Annotated in this window: 15 protein-coding genes; 6 read left to right on the forward strand and 9 right to left on the reverse strand. The window is 31.1% G+C overall.

The annotated features are described in order from the left end of the window. Positions 1-96 precede the first annotated feature (96 nt). Together QHG34_RS00895 and QHG34_RS00900 are read left to right on the forward strand one after the other, a co-directional pair. On the forward strand, positions 97-1,197 hold the full coding sequence (locus QHG34_RS00895) for a putative type IX sorting system protein PorV2 (protein WP_282628198.1): 1,101 nt from the start codon (positions 97-99) through the stop codon (positions 1,195-1,197). 70 nt (positions 1,198-1,267) lie between these two features. Then, positions 1,268-3,028: a VanW family protein gene (locus QHG34_RS00900; protein ID WP_282628199.1), complete on the forward strand. Its 1,761-nt coding sequence runs from the start codon at positions 1,268-1,270 to the stop codon at positions 3,026-3,028. On the opposite strand, the gene QHG34_RS00905 is transcribed toward QHG34_RS00900, so the two are convergent. From QHG34_RS00905 to pafA, 4 genes are all read right to left on the reverse strand, one after another. Next, positions 2,971-3,804, reverse strand: a complete 834-nt coding sequence (locus QHG34_RS00905; protein WP_282628200.1) for a sulfurtransferase — start codon at positions 3,802-3,804, stop codon at positions 2,971-2,973. The two genes, QHG34_RS00900 and QHG34_RS00905, sit on opposite strands and share 58 nt — an antisense overlap. 83 nt (positions 3,805-3,887) lie before the next feature. Beyond that, a complete protein-coding gene (locus tag QHG34_RS00910) occupies positions 3,888-4,661 on the reverse strand; it encodes a hypothetical protein (RefSeq protein WP_282628201.1) in 774 nt (257 codons plus the stop codon). Between the two features lie 51 nt (positions 4,662-4,712). Then, positions 4,713-5,774, reverse strand: a complete 1,062-nt coding sequence (locus QHG34_RS00915; protein ID WP_282628202.1) for a linear amide C-N hydrolase — start codon at positions 5,772-5,774, stop codon at positions 4,713-4,715. Between the two features lie 144 nt (positions 5,775-5,918). Next, a complete protein-coding gene (gene pafA / locus QHG34_RS00920; RefSeq protein WP_282628203.1) occupies positions 5,919-7,565 on the reverse strand; it encodes an alkaline phosphatase PafA in 1,647 nt (548 codons plus the stop codon). A gap of 104 nt (positions 7,566-7,669) precedes the next feature. On the opposite strand from pafA, the gene QHG34_RS00925 reads away from it, so the two are divergent. Next, positions 7,670-8,122, forward strand: a complete 453-nt coding sequence (locus QHG34_RS00925; RefSeq protein WP_282628204.1) for an SRPBCC family protein — start codon at positions 7,670-7,672, stop codon at positions 8,120-8,122. Positions 8,123-8,172: 50 nt separating this feature from the next. On the opposite strand, the gene QHG34_RS00930 is transcribed toward QHG34_RS00925, so the two are convergent. After that, positions 8,173-8,379 (reverse strand): hypothetical protein, encoded by a 207-nt coding sequence (locus QHG34_RS00930; RefSeq protein ID WP_282628205.1) that lies wholly within the window; start codon positions 8,377-8,379, stop codon positions 8,173-8,175. 134 nt (positions 8,380-8,513) lie between these two features. On the opposite strand from QHG34_RS00930, the gene fumC reads away from it, so the two are divergent. The 3 genes from fumC (at position 8,514) to QHG34_RS00945 (ending at position 10,937) form a co-directional block, all read left to right on the forward strand. Beyond that, complete coding sequence (gene fumC, locus QHG34_RS00935) at positions 8,514-9,911, forward strand: class II fumarate hydratase (RefSeq protein ID WP_282628206.1); 1,398 nt, start codon at positions 8,514-8,516, stop codon at positions 9,909-9,911. 136 nt (positions 9,912-10,047) lie between these two features. Beyond that, complete coding sequence (locus tag QHG34_RS00940; protein ID WP_282628207.1) at positions 10,048-10,482, forward strand: MbcA/ParS/Xre antitoxin family protein; 435 nt, start codon at positions 10,048-10,050, stop codon at positions 10,480-10,482. Between the two features lie 2 nt (positions 10,483-10,484). After that, complete coding sequence (locus tag QHG34_RS00945) at positions 10,485-10,937, forward strand: RES family NAD+ phosphorylase (protein ID WP_282628208.1); 453 nt, start codon at positions 10,485-10,487, stop codon at positions 10,935-10,937. Here the strand turns inward: QHG34_RS00945 and QHG34_RS00950 are convergent, their stop codons facing one another. The 4 genes from QHG34_RS00950 to QHG34_RS00965 all read right to left on the reverse strand — a co-directional run bounded on the left by QHG34_RS00950 (position 10,938) and on the right by QHG34_RS00965 (position 16,960). Continuing rightward, positions 10,938-11,555 carry a hypothetical protein gene (locus QHG34_RS00950; protein ID WP_282628209.1) on the reverse strand — a complete coding sequence of 206 codons (618 nt, stop codon included), beginning with the start codon at positions 11,553-11,555 and terminating at the stop codon, positions 10,938-10,940. Between the two features lie 73 nt (positions 11,556-11,628). Continuing rightward, a complete protein-coding gene (locus QHG34_RS00955) occupies positions 11,629-14,031 on the reverse strand; it encodes a heavy metal translocating P-type ATPase (protein WP_282628210.1) in 2,403 nt (800 codons plus the stop codon). 177 nt (positions 14,032-14,208) lie between these two features. Continuing rightward, a complete protein-coding gene (locus tag QHG34_RS00960) occupies positions 14,209-15,354 on the reverse strand; it encodes a cytochrome-c peroxidase (RefSeq protein WP_282628211.1) in 1,146 nt (381 codons plus the stop codon). Positions 15,355-15,361: 7 nt separating this feature from the next. Continuing rightward, the gene (locus QHG34_RS00965) at positions 15,362-16,960 is read right to left on the reverse strand and encodes a DUF6850 family outer membrane beta-barrel protein (protein ID WP_282628212.1); all 1,599 of its coding nucleotides are present in this window, start codon (positions 16,958-16,960) and stop codon (positions 15,362-15,364) included. Positions 16,961-16,966: the final 6 nt, after the last annotated feature.

Genomic DNA, 16,966 nt, shown 5'->3' on the forward strand with positions numbered 1-16,966 from the left:
TTTCATCACAAAAATACAAACAAAAATTAATCTGAATCCTTTTTAAACACAATAAAACCACTATTTTTGAGTTTTTATATTTGTAATTCATCAATTTTGAAAAAGACATTCCTTATATTATCTGTTCTGGCAAGTCAATTTGCTTTTTCTCAAACCACACGCAAATATTCGAACGAGTTTTTAAATATCGGTGCAGATGCGCGCTCGTTTGCAATGGGTAATGCGGTCGTGGCGAATATTGGTAATGCAAATGCGGCTTATTGGAATCCTGCAGGATTAACTGAAATTGCATACGATTGGGAAGCTTCTGCAATGCATGCTGAATATTTTCAGTCAATTGCAAAATTTGATTATGCGGCGGTTGCAATTCCACTGAGAGAAAGTAATTCTACGATTGCATTTTCGTTTACGCGTTTTGGTGTTGATGATATTTTGAATACGACAGAATTAATTGATAATCAAGGAAATATTAATTACGATAAAATCTCTAAATTTTCTACAGCAGATTATGCTTTGACGATGTCTTATGCAGGGAATGTATTCAACAATAAAGATATTCAGTTTGGAGCAAATGCAAAATTGGTTTATCGCCATATAGGGAAATTTGCGCAAGGATTTGGTTTCGGAATTGATCTTGGTTTGCAATATCGCACCGATAATAAAATGTATTTTGGAGTGATGGCTCGCGATATTACAACAACTTTCAATGCATGGAGTATCAATAAGCAAAAAGTGAAGGAGATTTCTGTTGATGATCCTAATAATACAGAAGAGCCAACCTTATTGAATGAGTTACCAAAAGAAAATATCGAATTAACAATGCCAAAATTGCAATTTGGTGTTGGAAAACGATTTGATTTTAATGAAAGAGTTTCGTTATTAGGAGAGGTTGATATGAATATCGAATTTCAACAAACGAATGCCGCAATTTCTGGAAAAGGATTTTCGATTTCGCCACAAGTTGGTCTTGAATTAGGTTATGATGACATGGTTTTTGTACGTGGAGGATTGAATAATTTACAGAAAATTTCGCAATTTGATGGAAAAGATAAAACGCAAATTCAGCCAAATGTTGGTGTAGGTTTCAAATACAAAGGAATTTCTATCGATTATGCCTTAACTAACTTTGGTAACAGCGGTTTGGGATTATATTCTAATATTTTCTCTGTTCGTTTCGAGATGGATAAGTGGAGATAATTCACTAAAATTAGTGAAATAGATTTGGTTATTTTTTATTATTTTTAATGCATAACCTAAATCTACTATTTTGAATCAAACAGAACTTATAGAACAACATAGTTTTACAAAAAGTCTTATTTTTAAATTAAAATCTTCAGTTTTAATTGGTCTTCGTGGACTTAAAAATCTTCAACATAATCCAACAAAATTTCAGTTTGACTCAAAATTAATTGATCAACCAATTATTGCATTTTCTGAAAGTGAACTTTGGAATCCAAATGATACAAAGGAAAATTGGATTTTAACGGCTGGTAAAATTCAGAATTTACGAATTGCTTGTCAAAAAATTAATGGTTTAGAAATTAAAGCGAACGAAACGTTTAGTTTTTGGAAACATATTGGTAATCCTAATTATGGACAAGGGTATGTGGTTGGTCGAGAAATAAAGGAAGGTTGTATTGTACCTACTATTGCTGGAGGTTTGTGTCAATTATCTAATGCGTTGTATGATGCGGCTTTGAATGCAAATTTTGAAATTATTGAGCGTCATAAACATACCAAAATCATACAAGGTTCATTGGCAGAAAAAGATCGTGATGCGACTGTAAAATGGAATTATATTGATTTACGTTTTCGTTCGGCTTATGATTTTAGAATAGAAACTGAATTAACTTCTACGCATTTAATTGTTCGTTATAAAAGTCAAAATAAAGATTTAAAATTATCAGAAAATATTGATAGTAAATTGGCTTTCAATTTTTTAAACGATTGTTATTCGTGTGGAAACGATAGTTGTCATCAACATGAAGATCAATCACATAAAAATCAGCAAATCAAAACGACGACTTATATTTTGGATGAAAAATGGTCAGAATATGATACATATATTTCGAAAAATATAAAGGCGAATGATCGTTTTTTATTTTCGATGGAAAAGAATTTTTTCGTTAAAACCGACAGATATAATTGGAGTTTTTCTTCTCATAGAAATAGTCGGACAACTTTATTATCTGGAATTTATCGTGCTTTGAAATTACGATTTTCTAAAAACAAAAATCCATTCGAACTATCATTACAACTAGATGAAAAAATAGCAAATTCTGCATCAAAATTAATTCCAATAGAAAGTACTCATTTGGTTATTTGTCAAAATTTATTACCATTTCTATCTAAAAACGGAATGTTAGGCGGAAGAACTTTTGATGTTTTAATGACAAGATTACCTATTGAAACTTTGCACGAAAGATTAGATTATTCTCATTTTATTTATCCTGAAAGTAAGACTTTGAAAGATTTTAGAGCAAGTGTTGAATTAATAAATTTAGAAAATTTAGCACTTAATAAAGCTGATAAAATTATTAGTCCACATACAGATATTCAGAAAATGTTTCAACATAAAATTGTGAAACTTGATTGGGATATTGAACAAAATTTGAATCAAAAAACGGGAAATAAAATTCTTTTTCCTGCTTCTGCAGTTGGTAGAAAAGGAGCGTATGAAATGCGAAAATTAGCAAAAGAACTTAATTTAAAATTGGTAATTCTCGGACGAAATCTCGAAATGGATAATTTTTGGAATGATGTCAAAATTGAAAAATTTAATGGAAATTATGATGAAATTGGCTTAATTATTTATCCAACAATTATCGAAAATCAGCCACGACAACTTATAAAAGCTGTTTCATATGGAATTCCAATTATCACAACAACCGCTTGTGGTTTACAAGAAAGTGAAAATGTAAAAGTTGTAAAATTAAATGATTATAATTCGTTAAAAAAAGAGGTCGAAAATTATCTTTCAATAGGTAAATTTTCGTCAGCACCCCATTCAGACCAAGAACCATCGTAAACTTTTACCTTATCAAAACCTGCAATTGTCGAAGCTAAGGCTAGGATAGAAGCTGTAATTCCTGATCCACACGAAAAAATATTTTCTTTAGATGAATCTGCCAATTTTTCGAAAATAGATTTTAGTTCTTCTTTACTTTTATATTTTGTATCAGCCAAAACATTTTCAAAGAATAAATTCTTAGAAGTTGGAATATGACCGCTTCGTAAACCCTGTCTTGGCTCCGGAGAAGTACCCTTGAAACGCCCTTCTGATCGTGCATCTATAATCGTTTTCGAATCATCATTTATTGCATTTAACATAATTGGTATATCAGCAAACCAATTCGATTGAAAATCAGCAATAAAGTTGCCTTTTACAGTAGGTTGAAAATAAGTAGAAGTGGTATCAAAATTATTTTCTTGCCAAAGAGGTAATCCGCCATCTAAAACATATACTTCTTTGTGTCCCATTGCTTTGAACATCCACCAAACTCTCGGACTCGAATAAACGCCCCAACGATCATAACAAACAATGATAGAATCTTGATTAATACCTAAATTTTGAGCTTCTTTTGTAAAAGTTTCTTCATCAACAAGTGTATGAGGAAATTGCGAAAAATGATCAGAAAATTTTCCTTCCAAATCAAAGAAAAGAGAATTCGGAATTAATTTTAATTCTTGATCTTTTATTGATTGTCCAACTTTATCAATCGTGCAATCTAAAATAATTAAATTATTAAGATGTAAATTATTATGTAATTCTTGTACTGATATAATTGGTGAATTGAAAGTCATTTCTGTTTTATTTATCTATAAAAATAAAAAAACGCTACCAATAAATGATAGCGTTTCATGATATATTTTTTGATCTGAATTTATTAAAAATTAAATCCAACTTTTATCATTGGTCCAAACATATCCATATCATAAACAAAGTTAGAATTATAACTTCCTTTTTCATAATCCATACTTATGATTTGATAGCCGCCCATCGCATAAAATAAATCTGAGAATTTGTAGCCAGCTAATCCTTCTAATTGCCAAGCCAATTTTGATCCAATTCCAAATCCGCCAATTTCACCAGAAACATTATACAAAAACTTTTTGTTTGGTAAATTTCTTGTTCGGGCAACCAGCATAGGATCTACCCAAGTTTTAGAGACGCTACGATCTAAATGCATTGGTTTTAAAGAAATAGGATTGATTAGATTTACATCAAATCCAGATTTGATGCTTACAAGATTCATACTAATACCAGCTTCTAGCCAAGGTGTTATTTTTCTTAGTAAACCGGCTTCAAAAGAAAATTGTTTTGCTGTTAATCTACCATCCAAAACTAAAGGATCTTTTTTAACATTTGCAGCTAAAGATGCATAAATAATATCAGATGTAATCACCCAATCTTTGTTCTCAGCTTCGAAAGTTAACATTCCAGCAAATTTTAAATGGCTAAAAAAATCAGATGGAGATTGACTGACATGAACGTTTGGTAGTCGAGATACACTCGCTTTCCCTTTCATGTGTGGTAACATCATATTGGGCTCGACTTTGAAATTCCAAGAATTATCTGACTGAATTGTATCTTGAGCAAATGTATGAGTACTTGCTGCTAATAAAATTAAAAATGTGCTTTTCTGTAAAAAGTTAAACATAGAGTTTTGTTATATTGATTCTTAAATTGTAGTAGATTTTTTTTTTATTCTTTATATTCCAACAAATGTAAATGGTTTTGTATCACTAAAAAGCTGTGAAGTTTCGCCAGCGTATGCTTCATTTTTACTAACACTCAATCGCTTTGTTTTAGCATTTTTACTAAAATCAATTTTCTTTAAATCAACCCAAAATGTATTTGGTGTTTTTGTAGTTTCAAAGTAATAAACAAGATTTTTATGATCTGAAACTGATCGCCATCTTGTAGACGAAATGTTAGGTTCTGTTTCTGATGAAATACCTAATGGTACTGATACATTTCTGATTACACTAAAAACACTTGCAATAGAAGTTCGAGTATCAGTGGTTTGTGGAATTGCGTTGATATAATATGAAGCTCTTACATAACGATCAGCAGCTCTGTTAGTTCCTGGTAACATAATTGTTCCTGGAATACCTTTCCAATATTGGTTAATTGCTAATTGTTGATCAAATAAAGGTGAGTTTGTCATCACAGTGTAAGAAGGATCATGATGAATAATTAATTTACCATTTACATACTCAAAAATTGCATTGTCACCAACTGCATCGGAAATGGAAAGATGTAGAGTAGTAAATTTTTGAGTTCCTGGAATATAATCTGAAACAATTACAAATTTTTCTTTTCTCAAATCTTCAACAGCTTCTTTTACTGTAGCATAATTATCTAAAACATATTGTGCCCAAGCAGCTATTGTAATACCTGGCTTTGTTCCTTTTGGGTTAAATTGCGGGTACTGACTTTCAACTAACCACAAAACATTCGCAACAAGTCCTTTTTCGTTCATACCATCTGTTGTTGCTATATCCCAAGCACTTGTAATTACACTTCCATATTTAGAAGTCCATTTTTCAGAAGCATTTCCGACATTTCCTGAACGTTCAAGACCTCTTGGAAATGCCCAGATATTAGCATCAATTTCATCTTTCCAATCCATGGAGCGAGCTGTAATAACAGTGTTTTCAGGCCCTTTGTAGACAACTCTTGTACATGCATCAAGTTTTGGGGAAAGAATAAAAAGTAGGTTGGTAGAGAATAATGTCAAAGTAAGTTTACTTAAAAAATTCTTTTTCATTATTATAATATTTGTAATTCAGTATAAAATTAAGGATTAAAATTTTTTAGTGCAATTTTATATTTACTATTATTGTTTAATTTGATATTTATTTAAAACAAAAAACGCTACCAATTTGGCAGCGTTTAGATTATAATTGAAGAGTTATTTTTGATTAATTACTTCTGTTACTGGTTTTCCTATATTTCCATTAGGTTCTTCAATATGTAACATAGCAGCTAAAGTAGGTGCAATATCAGTCATATAAACTGGATTATTATTTTTTCCATGTTTTATTCCCCAGCCCATTAATACAAAAGGAATATGAGCATCATAAGAACCCCAAGTACCGTGAGTTGTACCGCCTGAATTTTGCTTACCACCATACCATTGTGGATCTAAAATATATGTAATAGCACCACTGCGTTTACGATTGAAACCATTGATCATACGTTCTTTAATAATAGCTGGTACAGATGCATTACCAATTTTATCCATGTCTGCTGCAAAAGAAACTCCGTCTACTTTTTGCATAAATTTGACAATTTCTTCTTTGATATCTTCTTCGTCTAGTTTATTTTGCTCGATGGTTTGATAATTTAGATGTACTTGATAATTTGACAATGAACGAACAATATCAGTAGCTTTAAATTCCTCTTGTAATTTAGCGTTCAATGCTTTTTTTACATCACCTGTTGGGAAATATCCTGCATTTCCCTTCTTATCTTGGAAATATTTTGGATTATGCGCTCCACCATGATCTGCAGTTAAGAAAACTAGATATTCGCCTTTACCAACTTTTTGATCTAAGTGATTAAATAATTGTTCCAAATCTTTATCTAAGCGTAAATAAGTGTCTTCAGCTTCAATTGTATTTGGAGAAAATTGATGTCCAACATAATCTGTAGAAGAAAAACTAACCGCTAAGAAATCCGTAATTCCTTTTTCGTTTTGACCTAACTTTTCGTTGTCAATAATTTCGATTGCAATATCTTTTGTTAGCGAATTTCCGAAAGGAGTAGAGCGAATTAATCCTAAACCATTTGCTTTTTTTAACGCTTTCAAATCATAAGGAAATTGCATTTTGTCTAAGCCTTTATAATTTTCGCGGTATGGATTCCCATCTTTTTCACTTTGTACATAAGTTTCAATAGGATAAAGTGTATTCCATTTATCTAAATATTTTTCTGTTAACTTTTTATCATTGAATTTTTGTAACCATTTTGGTAACTCATTCATATAAAATGTACTCGATATCCAATTTCCAGATTCTCCGTCAAACCAAAAAGCAGCATCAGCAAAATGTCCTGCAGGTAAGATTCCTCCACGGTCTTTTAATGAAACTCCAAATACTTTTGAACGAAAATTAGTTGCTAATTTTAATTGATCTGTAACTGTAGAAGTCAACAAGTTTTTCGGCGACATTTTTCCAGCTTTCGTTGTAGTTCCAACACCATTTACTGCATCATCTTGCGTACAATACATTTCTTGTCCTGTTGCTTGAATGATAAAATCGTTCCCCGCAATGCCATGAATAGCAGGTACAGAACCCGTATAAATAGTACTATGACCAATCGCTGTATAAGTAGGAATGTATGGAATATAGGTATTTTCGTTACTAAATCCTTCGTTTAACATACGATTGAAACCTCCTGTAGAATAACGATCTTGATAACGATATAGATAATCCCAACGCATTTGATCGACAACAATACCAACCACCAATTTTGGACGGCTAACCTCTTGTTGTGCATAGATTGACAAACTAGCAAATAAGCCTAAAACACTTAAAAAAGTCTTATTAAATCTCATGTTTAAAATTTTACAACAACAAATGTAACGATAAATTATTGGCACAATTTTAAATAATAATTAAAATAATTAGTAAATTAATCAAAATCATAAAAAACAATAAAATGAGTGCAACACCAGTAGAAATAATTGAAATCTTTGATGTTTCAATCGATAAAGTTTGGAATGCTTTGACAACCAAGAAAGCGTTTGATAAATGGTATTTTGATATAGAAAATTTTGAACCAAAGGTTGATTTTGAGTTTAAATTTTATGGAGGATCATATTTGCATCAATGTAAAATAGTAGAAGTAGAGCCTAATCACAAATTAGTTTATACATGGAAATATCCCCTTTATGAAGGTGATTCTGTGGTTACGTTTATTTTGGAAGAATTAACAGATGAAATTGTTCCGCAAACAAAATTAACGTTGACACATGATGGAATTGAAACATTTCCGCCAGAGGATCATAATTTCTCAAGAGACAGTTTTGAAGCTGGTTGGACAGAAATTATCCGAATTAGTTTGAAAAATTATCTGGAAGGAAATTCTGAAGAAGATTCTAAAGTTGAATAAATAAAAAAGAGACTTCGTCAAGTCTCTTTTATTTTTTCGGTAACAGTTTATTATTTTTTGAATAATACTGTGATTCCTTCTTGATTTGGTAAAATCGGACGAGGATCTTCTGCTGTTACTATTCCAGCTTTTTCTTTTCTTAAATTCGCAACCCAAAATGGAATCCAAGAGATAGCCATCGTTGAAAAAAAGATGATACCCCAGAATCCGCATAAAGCGATTGTTAAGAATAATAAGAAACCTAAAAATTGAATCATGATTTTATTTTTATGTGATACAAACTTAGTAAATAAAATTTATAGAAATACTAACATTAATCACTTTTCTTTCATGAAACGATTTCTTAAATTTGTAGGAATTACTTATAATAAATAATAAAAATATACCAAAAATGGAATACAGAATTGAGAAAGACACCATGGGGGAAGTAAAAGTTCCTGCTGATAAATATTGGGGTGCTCAAACAGAACGTTCTCGTAACAACTTTAAAATTGGCCCTGCGGCTTCTATGCCTCATGAAATTGTAGAAGGTTTTGCTTATCTTAAGAAAGCTGCTGCTTATGCAAATGCTGAATTAGGTGTTTTACCAGTAGAAAAACGTGACGCAATTGCTGCCGTTTGTGATGAAATCTTAGCAGGTAAGTTAGACGATCAGTTTCCATTAGTAATTTGGCAAACAGGTTCGGGAACACAATCTAACATGAATGTTAATGAGGTTGTTGCAAATCGTGCTCAAGTTTTAGCTGGAGGAAAAATCGGAGAAGGAGAGCCAGTTCTTAAAGCAAACGATGATGTAAACAAATCTCAATCTTCAAATGATACTTTTCCAACAGGTATGCACATTGCTGCGTATAAAGCTGTTGTAGAAGTAACTATTCCAGGTGTAGAGCAATTACGTGATACTTTAGCTAAAAAAGCAGAAGAGTTTAAATCTGTTGTTAAAATTGGTCGTACACACTTAATGGATGCAACGCCATTAACATTAGGTCAAGAGATTTCTGGATATGTAGCTCAATTAAACCACGGTTTAAAAGCATTAAGAAATACATTAGAGCATCTATCTGAAGTTGCTTTAGGTGGAACAGCCGTAGGTACAGGTCTTAACACGCCAGAAGGATACGATGTAGTTGTTGCTAAATATATTGCTGAGTTTACAGGTCATCCATTTGTAACAGCAGAAAATAAATTCGAAGCTTTAGCTGCTCACGATGCAATCGTAGAAACTCATGGAGCTTTGAAACAATTAGCTGTTTCTTTAAACAAAATTGCGAATGACGTTCGTATGTTAGCTTCTGGACCTCGTTCTGGTATTGGAGAAATTATCATTCCAGAAAATGAACCAGGATCTTCTATCATGCCAGGTAAAGTGAATCCTACTCAATGTGAGGCATTAACAATGGTTGCTGCTCAAGTTATGGGTAACGATGTTGCCATTACAATTGGAGGAACTCAAGGTCATTATGAATTGAATGTTTTCAAACCAGTTATGGCTGCTAACTTCTTACAGTCAGCACGTTTATTAGGAGATGCTTGTGTGTCTTTTGATGAGCATTGTGCACAAGGTATTGAGCCAAATTACTCTCGTATCAAAGAATTAGTAGACAACTCATTGATGTTAGTTACAGCTCTTAACACGAAAATTGGTTACTACAAAGCTGCAGAAATTGCTCAAACAGCTCACAAAAATAACTCAACGTTAAAAGAAACTGCAATTGCATTAGGATATGTAACTGCTGAAGAATTTGACGAATGGGTGAAGCCAGAAGATATGGTAGGTTCTTTAAAATAAAAAGTTCAAATTATTATAGTAAAAGAGGTTGCAATTGTAACCTCTTTTTTTGTACTTATTGTTAAATTTATAAAATAATAAGAAAAAATTCCTTTTGTAAGTGGAAAAATTGTAACTTTAGTAAAAGTTTAAAATTATGGCAACAGTAAAACTAAAAAGCTATAAACAAATTATAGATGAAATACCAGAAGTAAGAGATTTTACGAATGTGTATTTTTATGTTAATCGATATAATATTGATCAAAAATACATTCAATATCTTGATGAATTATCAACATTAAAAGATGAAATAATCTCAAGTTGGCTTAATATCACTACACGTACCTATAGAAATTACAAAACCAAAGATGTCTCTTTAAAAGATAATACAAAAGAGCACATTGTTTTATTGATTTCTTTATACAAGCATGGTTTAGAGGTTTTTAATACGAAAGATGATTTCGAGAAATGGTTAACTACGACAAATCTTTTATTGGACAATAAAGCTCCAGCAGATTTTTTGGACACTGTATCTGGTCTAAAATTTATTGACAATCGTTTAACAGCGATAGAGTACGGAGAAAACGTATAGATATGTTTGTTTATAATATTAGAAAGGCTAAATATACAGATTCTTTACGTGCTTCTGGTGTAGCGAATAGATGGAATAAGAATGATGAATTTGTTATCTATACTGGAGGTTCAAGAGCCTTATCAACTTTAGAATTGGTGGTTCATAGAAGTTCTATCAGTATTGATAATTCATACAAATTATTGGTTATTGAATTAAATTGTAAAGAATCGGATATATTAGAAATTAATGAAAGTCTTTTGCCTAAAAATTGGCAATCTGTAGAAGCCTATACTAAATTACAGGAAATTGGCTCGGATTGGTATCAAAATTTTGAATATTTAGTGATGAAAGTACCTTCTGCAATTATTCCGAAAGAGTATAATTATCTGCTTAATACAAGACATCCGGATTTTAAGAAAAAAATAAAAATCAAGGAATTAGAAAACTACGAATGGGATAATCGATTATTGTAATCAATTTTCTTCATTGTGTAGTTTTTCTATTCTAATACGAATAAATACAATTGCTTGTAATATTTCTTCGTATGCAGCACGTTTCAGAATACTACTTATGGTGCTTTGACTTTTTAGATGCAGTAATTTAGCAAGTTCTTTTTGATTAAGTTGTTGATTACTAAAAGCAATTTTATAATATTCTGCCATTTTATCTGTCCAATGATTTGTGATAAACATAACTAAATCTACAACCGTTTTTACTTGTTGATTTATCTTTTCGTTACTTGTTCTAATTGCAAAACTACTTTTCTTTAATTCGTTAAATTGCGATGTACAATTTTTCAGAGCTTCACCTGTATAATCCAGAATTTGATCATTTGTAACATCAAGCTCACCAATTCCTATCGCTATCTTTACATTTAACCCTTTTGTAGATAGAAGAGTTGATTTAATTAAAAGACCAAATTCAAATGCTTGAATTGCATCAATAATTAAAAGAAACTGATTTTGATGACTAAATGTCCAATCTTTATTCTCTTTACCAATTGTTTTAAACAAATTGGTAAGATTTTTTAACCAGATTTCAGAATCAGTTTCTTCAGTGTTTAAAATAATTCCTTTAATTACAGCTTTCATAAATAGAAGTATCTTAAACTAAATTACTCAAAATATCGATGATATCGTCGAATAATATTTAAAAGAATGTAAATTATATTTTTTTATACTTTAATAACAAACTATTTGTCACCACACTTACGCTGCTTAGCGCCATTGCAGCACCTGCAACCATAGGATCTAACAAAAATCCGTTGATTGGATAAAGCACTCCGGCTGCAATCGGAATACCAATAATGTTGTAAATAAATGCCCAGAATAAATTTTGATGAATCGTTTTTACCGTTTGTGTAGAAAGATTTATTGCATGATCAATTTTTGTTAAATCTCCTCCAATCAAAGTTATCTCTGCAACATCTATTGCGATATCAGAACCATCTCCCATCGCGATAGAAACATCAGCTTGTGCCAAAGCTGCACTATCATTTATACCATCACCAACCATTGCAACGGTTTTACCTTTTTGTTGTAAATCTTTAATAATATTCATTTTATCATTTGGTAAAGCATTTGCTACAACTTGATCAATTCCGACTTGTTTTGCAATTGCGTTTGCAGAAAATTCGTTATCTCCAGTAACCATCCAAACCTCAATTCCTTTTTCGTGAAATGCTTTAATGGCTTCTACAGAAGTTGCTTTAATACCATCCGAAATTCCGATTAAACCTAAAACTTTTTCTTCATCTCCAAAGAATGAAATTGTATAATTTTTGTTAGAAAAATCTTGAATCGTTTGTTTTACATCATCATCCGTTTGAATATTTAATTCGTTGATCCAATTTGTTTTACCAACGTAATATGTTTTATCTAAAATAGTAGCTTTCAATCCTTTTCCTGAAACATCTTCCACTTTTAGATCAGATAAAATATCTTGTTTACCAATATGTTCAGTAATTGCTTTTGCTAAAGGATGTTGCGAATTATTCTCGATTGTATAAAGTACATTTTTAGCAGAATCATCAAACCAAATTAATTCTTGTACTTTTGGTTTTCCTTCTGTAATTGTACCTGTTTTATCTAAAATAATTGTATCAATTTTTTTGGCTAATTCTAAACTTTCAGCATTCTTGATTAAGATTCCTTGTTCAGCTCCTTTACCCATTCCGACCATAATTGCGGTTGGTGTTGCTAAACCTAAAGCACAAGGACAAGCAATAACCAAAACTGTGATTAAAGATAAAAGTGCCATTGTAAAAGCGTTTTCTTGCCCAAGAATTAACCAAGTGATAAAAGTAATAAGCGCGATAATGATAACTATTGGAACAAAAATACCAGCAATTTTATCTACTAATTTCTGAACTGGAGCTTTACTTCCTTGTGCATTTTTTACAGATTGTATAATTTGAGCTAACAATGTTTCGTTTCCGACTTTGATCGCTTTATATTGGATTGGAGAATTCTGATTTAATGTACCAGAAAATACTTTAGCATCAATTCCTTTTTCTACAGGAATAGGTTCTCCTGTAAGTGTACTTTCGTCAATAAATGAATTACCATTCACGATAATTCCGTCTACGGCGATTTTATCTCCTGGTTTAGCCAAGATTAAATCATTTAACTGAACGTCTTCAATTTTTGTCTCAATTTGATTTCCATCTTTCAAAACGATGACTGAATTTGGTTGTAAACCAATTAATTTTTTAATTGCTTCCGAAGTATTTCCTTTAGCGCGTTCTTCCATTAATTTACCAATTAAGATAAAAACAATGATCAAACCTGCGGCTTCAAAATAAGGGTGAGCGTGTAAACCTTTACTGTGCCAATATTCGGGAAATAATGTATTAAAAACACTGAAAATATAAGCAACTCCAGTACTTAGCGCTACTAAAGTATCCATATTAGCCGATTTATTTTTCAATTGTTTCCAAGCGCCAACAAAAAATTGTTGACCAAAAATAAACAGAATAGGAGTAGACAACGCCCACATAATATAGTTTGCATAAGGCATTTCCATGAAAAACATTCCGATGATAAATAATGGCACACCTAAAATCAAAGAGTAAATGACTTTATTTTTTAAAGATTTATATTTTTCTTCTTGTAAATGCTCTAATTCTTCGGCTTGATTTTTTGTTTCATCAATAACCAAATCATAACCAACATCAACCAACGCTTTTTTAAGATTTTCTGGAGAAGTTAATTGAGGAATATATTCAATTTTTCCCATTCCATTTCCGTAATTCACTTCAGCATTTACAACACCAATTTGTCGATTAAGATTGGCTTGAGAACTACTTGCACACGAGGCACACGTCATATTAAGAACAGGATATGATTTTTCTACAGAATCAATTTTATAGTTATTTTGTTTTAATGCTTCAAAAATTTTAGGTGAAACCTTCCATAATTTTTTTGCAAAAACTGAAATAGTTTTAGTATTTAAATCAATCGTAAAATCATCAATATTTTCAATATTAGAAAATAAACTTTTGATACTATCTACGTCTTTTTGTGAATTTAGATTTATTATAGGGATGTTAAGTGCTTGTGTATTCATATTTGTAATTTTATAAAGCAAAGTTGAGGAAATCTGAACTGTTTTGCCTTACATAATTTTGGATTTAAGTTATATGATTTTACTTTAATACAAAGTTACTTAAAACTAATTATCTTGTTGATAATAAACAAAAAACGATTCAAAAATATGAATCGTTTTAGTATATAAATTTAATATTTATTTTGGTAACTGCGGCGGACGCATTTTGTATTGATTTTGTTTTAAACTCATTAAAAAAGATTCAAGAGCATCCATTTCTGAAGAAGTTAAATTCAATTTCTGAACTAAATCTGATGTTTTCGGAAACAATGAATCATTTTTCTGTTTTTCATTTGGTTGAAAATGAAACATTCCAGCATTGTACATATTGATTACGCCACGAATTGTAGGAAAAAGTCCGTTGTGCATATAAGGTGCATTTTGAGGAACTTCTCGTAATGAAGGCGTTTTAAATTCACCCACATTTTTAGCTAATTTAGTTGTATTGTATAAACCTAAATCTTCGTATTCTCGCCCATAATAAGTCAAACCAATATTATGAAATTTATTGTCCGAAAAGTAAGCTGTATTGTGACAATTGATGCAACGCGCTTTGGTACGGAAAAGATGTAAACCTTCAATTTCTTGATCAGTTAATTCATCTGATTTTCCTGCAATAAATTTATCAAAACGATTTTTTGGACCTAAAATAGTACGTTCAAAAGTTGCGATTGCTTTAGTTATACGATCATTTGTTACTTTATCATCACCAAAAGCTTCTTTAAAAAGCTCTTTATAACCAACAATTCCTGCGATTCTTTTTGTTGCAAAATCGATGTGATGATTCATTTCTTTTTTATCACGAAACGGGAACTCTGCTTGTTCTTCTAATGTTTTTGCACGTCCATCCCAAAACATCACTTTTGAGTAAGCAACATTAAGCAAACTTGGCGAATTACGAGAACCTAATTGACGATCTTCGCCATAGGGAACACGACGACCATCTCCCCAATTTAACTCAGGATCGTGACAATTTGCACAAGAAATTTGATTAGAATTTGATAAACGAGGATCAAAAAATAGTGCTTTTCCTAATTCTGCTTTCTCTTTTGTATATGGATTATCTTTAGGAAAAGGAACTTCTCCTAACGAACCTATATCTTCAAAACCATCATTCAAAACACTTGCATCAACGGTTGGAGTTGGCCATTTTGACTGATCTCCACTGCTATACAATGCACGTAAATCAGTAATTGTATATCCTTTGTCGATAATTGTATTAGACTTGAATGCATAAAATAGAGTAGTAGCGCCTATGGCTAATAAAGGAAGCGTTTTTTTCATAACCTTCTTAGTAATTTAATTGAATTCCGAAATTAGCTAAATACGTATTATCTGTATTGATTATCGCAAAATTGCTTTTATTGGTTGCAAATATACCTTTTAGCTGTGTATAAATTTCGATTGTTTTGTTCTTTTTAAATGGTAAAATGTAACGAATTGTTGTGCTTGCATCTAAATGATTAGTTGTATTATACGCATAATCATAAGCCGCAACATTATTGTAGAAAGTGTCTTCGTTGATTCCAGTCATTTTTCTATAATCAAAATAAGAATCTAATAAAGCATAATAATTAAAAGCTAAACCAACATTTACTTTCGAATTATTGTTCAATATCAAATCTTTATTTCCATAAATACCAACATCCAACGATTTAATTTTCATGGTATAAATTGCTAAAGCATCGTAATACTTGTTCTGATTATAGGATGTTTTGAATCCAAGAAAATAATTCATTTTTGTAAGATCACGATTAGCTAAATTAACATCAAAATTTAGATTTTGTAAACGATTTTGATAATTCATTCCACCGATAGAAACATCGTAATTTTCACCATCTTTTCTCGAAAAATCTAAACGTGCATTGATTGTATTGTTATCAAATTTTGTCATGTAATTTGCATAAGCAAAATGCTCATTGATATCCCAAACGTAGATAAAGAACTTATCTTCTTTCGTTTTGCTATCATACATTCGTTGTTGATTTTCTTGGTAATTGTAACCTAAAATCAACCTTGTGTTATCTGAACTAAATTGATATCCACCACCGATTTTAGAAATGATATTTCGTGTAAAATATTCGTAAATTGTTTTTTCGTTATCTATTTTATTTCTCAATGGGTTATTAATTTCGCGACCATAACCTGCCATGTAACGCAAATAGGTACTCGAATTTTCTTCTACATCTTGATTTCTACCTTTATACTTTAGACTATAATCTTTATCTTTTCGACCATATGCACCCAAAACAAAAATCTGATGTCCATCAAAAATTTGATAGCCAACTTGAATTTCTCCAACCAATTGATTGTTTTTAATCTCTGGACGAGGATCTAATTTACGTGCCATTTTATTGACATTCAATTCAGCTTTAGCAGCTAAAGTTAAATTTCCAAAGTTTTTTGAAACTCCACCACGAATCAAATATTGTTGATTATCCCAATTTGCTGCGCGCGGAACGTAGAAATATTGCGGAGAAAGCACTTGTTGCTCATCAGTACGTTCGTCAGAAAGATTCCATGATAGATTTTTTTCATTGAATTTCTGCAAATCTATCATTCCGAAAATTCTAAAACCATTTTCAGTTGTGTACAAACCTTCGCTCAAAAAACCATAACGATTTGTTTCTTCGGCTGTTTGTTTACGCGCAAATTGATTGTTTTTATGACTGAAATAAATCCCAGTATGTGTATAATCTTTAATCGGTAAAGAATGTGTTGCAACAGGTAATTGCCAATTCAAATCTTTTATAACTTGTTCTGCTTCGTTAGAAGTTACTTTTATCGAATCATTTTCTTGTGCAAATGATGTACTTCCGAAAAGTAAACACGCAAAAGAAATAATTTTCAATAATTTGTTATCGTATGTTGTTAAATCAATTGATTTCATGTTTTT

It is taken from the genome of Empedobacter sedimenti (assembly GCF_030005555.1).
Lineage (GTDB): Bacteria > Bacteroidota > Bacteroidia > Flavobacteriales > Weeksellaceae > Empedobacter > Empedobacter sedimenti.

Bases quoted from the DNA above. Each gene is read 5' to 3' on its own strand.
- QHG34_RS00905 (WP_282628200.1), bottom strand. From the start codon at position 3,804: ATGACTTTCAATTCACCAATTATATCAGTACAAGAATTACATAATAAT.
- QHG34_RS00910 (WP_282628201.1), bottom strand. From the start codon at position 4,661: ATGTTTAACTTTTTACAGAAAAGCACATTTTTAATTTTATTAGCAGCA.
- QHG34_RS00915 (WP_282628202.1), bottom strand. From the start codon at position 5,774: ATGAAAAAGAATTTTTTAAGTAAACTTACTTTGACATTATTCTCTACC.
- pafA (WP_282628203.1), bottom strand. From the start codon at position 7,565: ATGAGATTTAATAAGACTTTTTTAAGTGTTTTAGGCTTATTTGCTAGT.
- QHG34_RS00925 (WP_282628204.1), top strand. From the start codon at position 7,670: ATGAGTGCAACACCAGTAGAAATAATTGAAATCTTTGATGTTTCAATC.
- QHG34_RS00930 (WP_282628205.1), bottom strand. From the start codon at position 8,379: ATGATTCAATTTTTAGGTTTCTTATTATTCTTAACAATCGCTTTATGC.
- fumC (WP_282628206.1), top strand. From the start codon at position 8,514: ATGGAATACAGAATTGAGAAAGACACCATGGGGGAAGTAAAAGTTCCT.
- QHG34_RS00940 (WP_282628207.1), top strand. From the start codon at position 10,048: ATGGCAACAGTAAAACTAAAAAGCTATAAACAAATTATAGATGAAATA.
- QHG34_RS00945 (WP_282628208.1), top strand. From the start codon at position 10,485: ATGTTTGTTTATAATATTAGAAAGGCTAAATATACAGATTCTTTACGT.
- QHG34_RS00950 (WP_282628209.1), bottom strand. From the start codon at position 11,555: ATGAAAGCTGTAATTAAAGGAATTATTTTAAACACTGAAGAAACTGAT.
- QHG34_RS00955 (WP_282628210.1), bottom strand. From the start codon at position 14,031: ATGAATACACAAGCACTTAACATCCCTATAATAAATCTAAATTCACAA.
- QHG34_RS00960 (WP_282628211.1), bottom strand. From the start codon at position 15,354: ATGAAAAAAACGCTTCCTTTATTAGCCATAGGCGCTACTACTCTATTT.
- QHG34_RS00965 (WP_282628212.1), bottom strand. From the start codon at position 16,960: ATGAAATCAATTGATTTAACAACATACGATAACAAATTATTGAAAATT.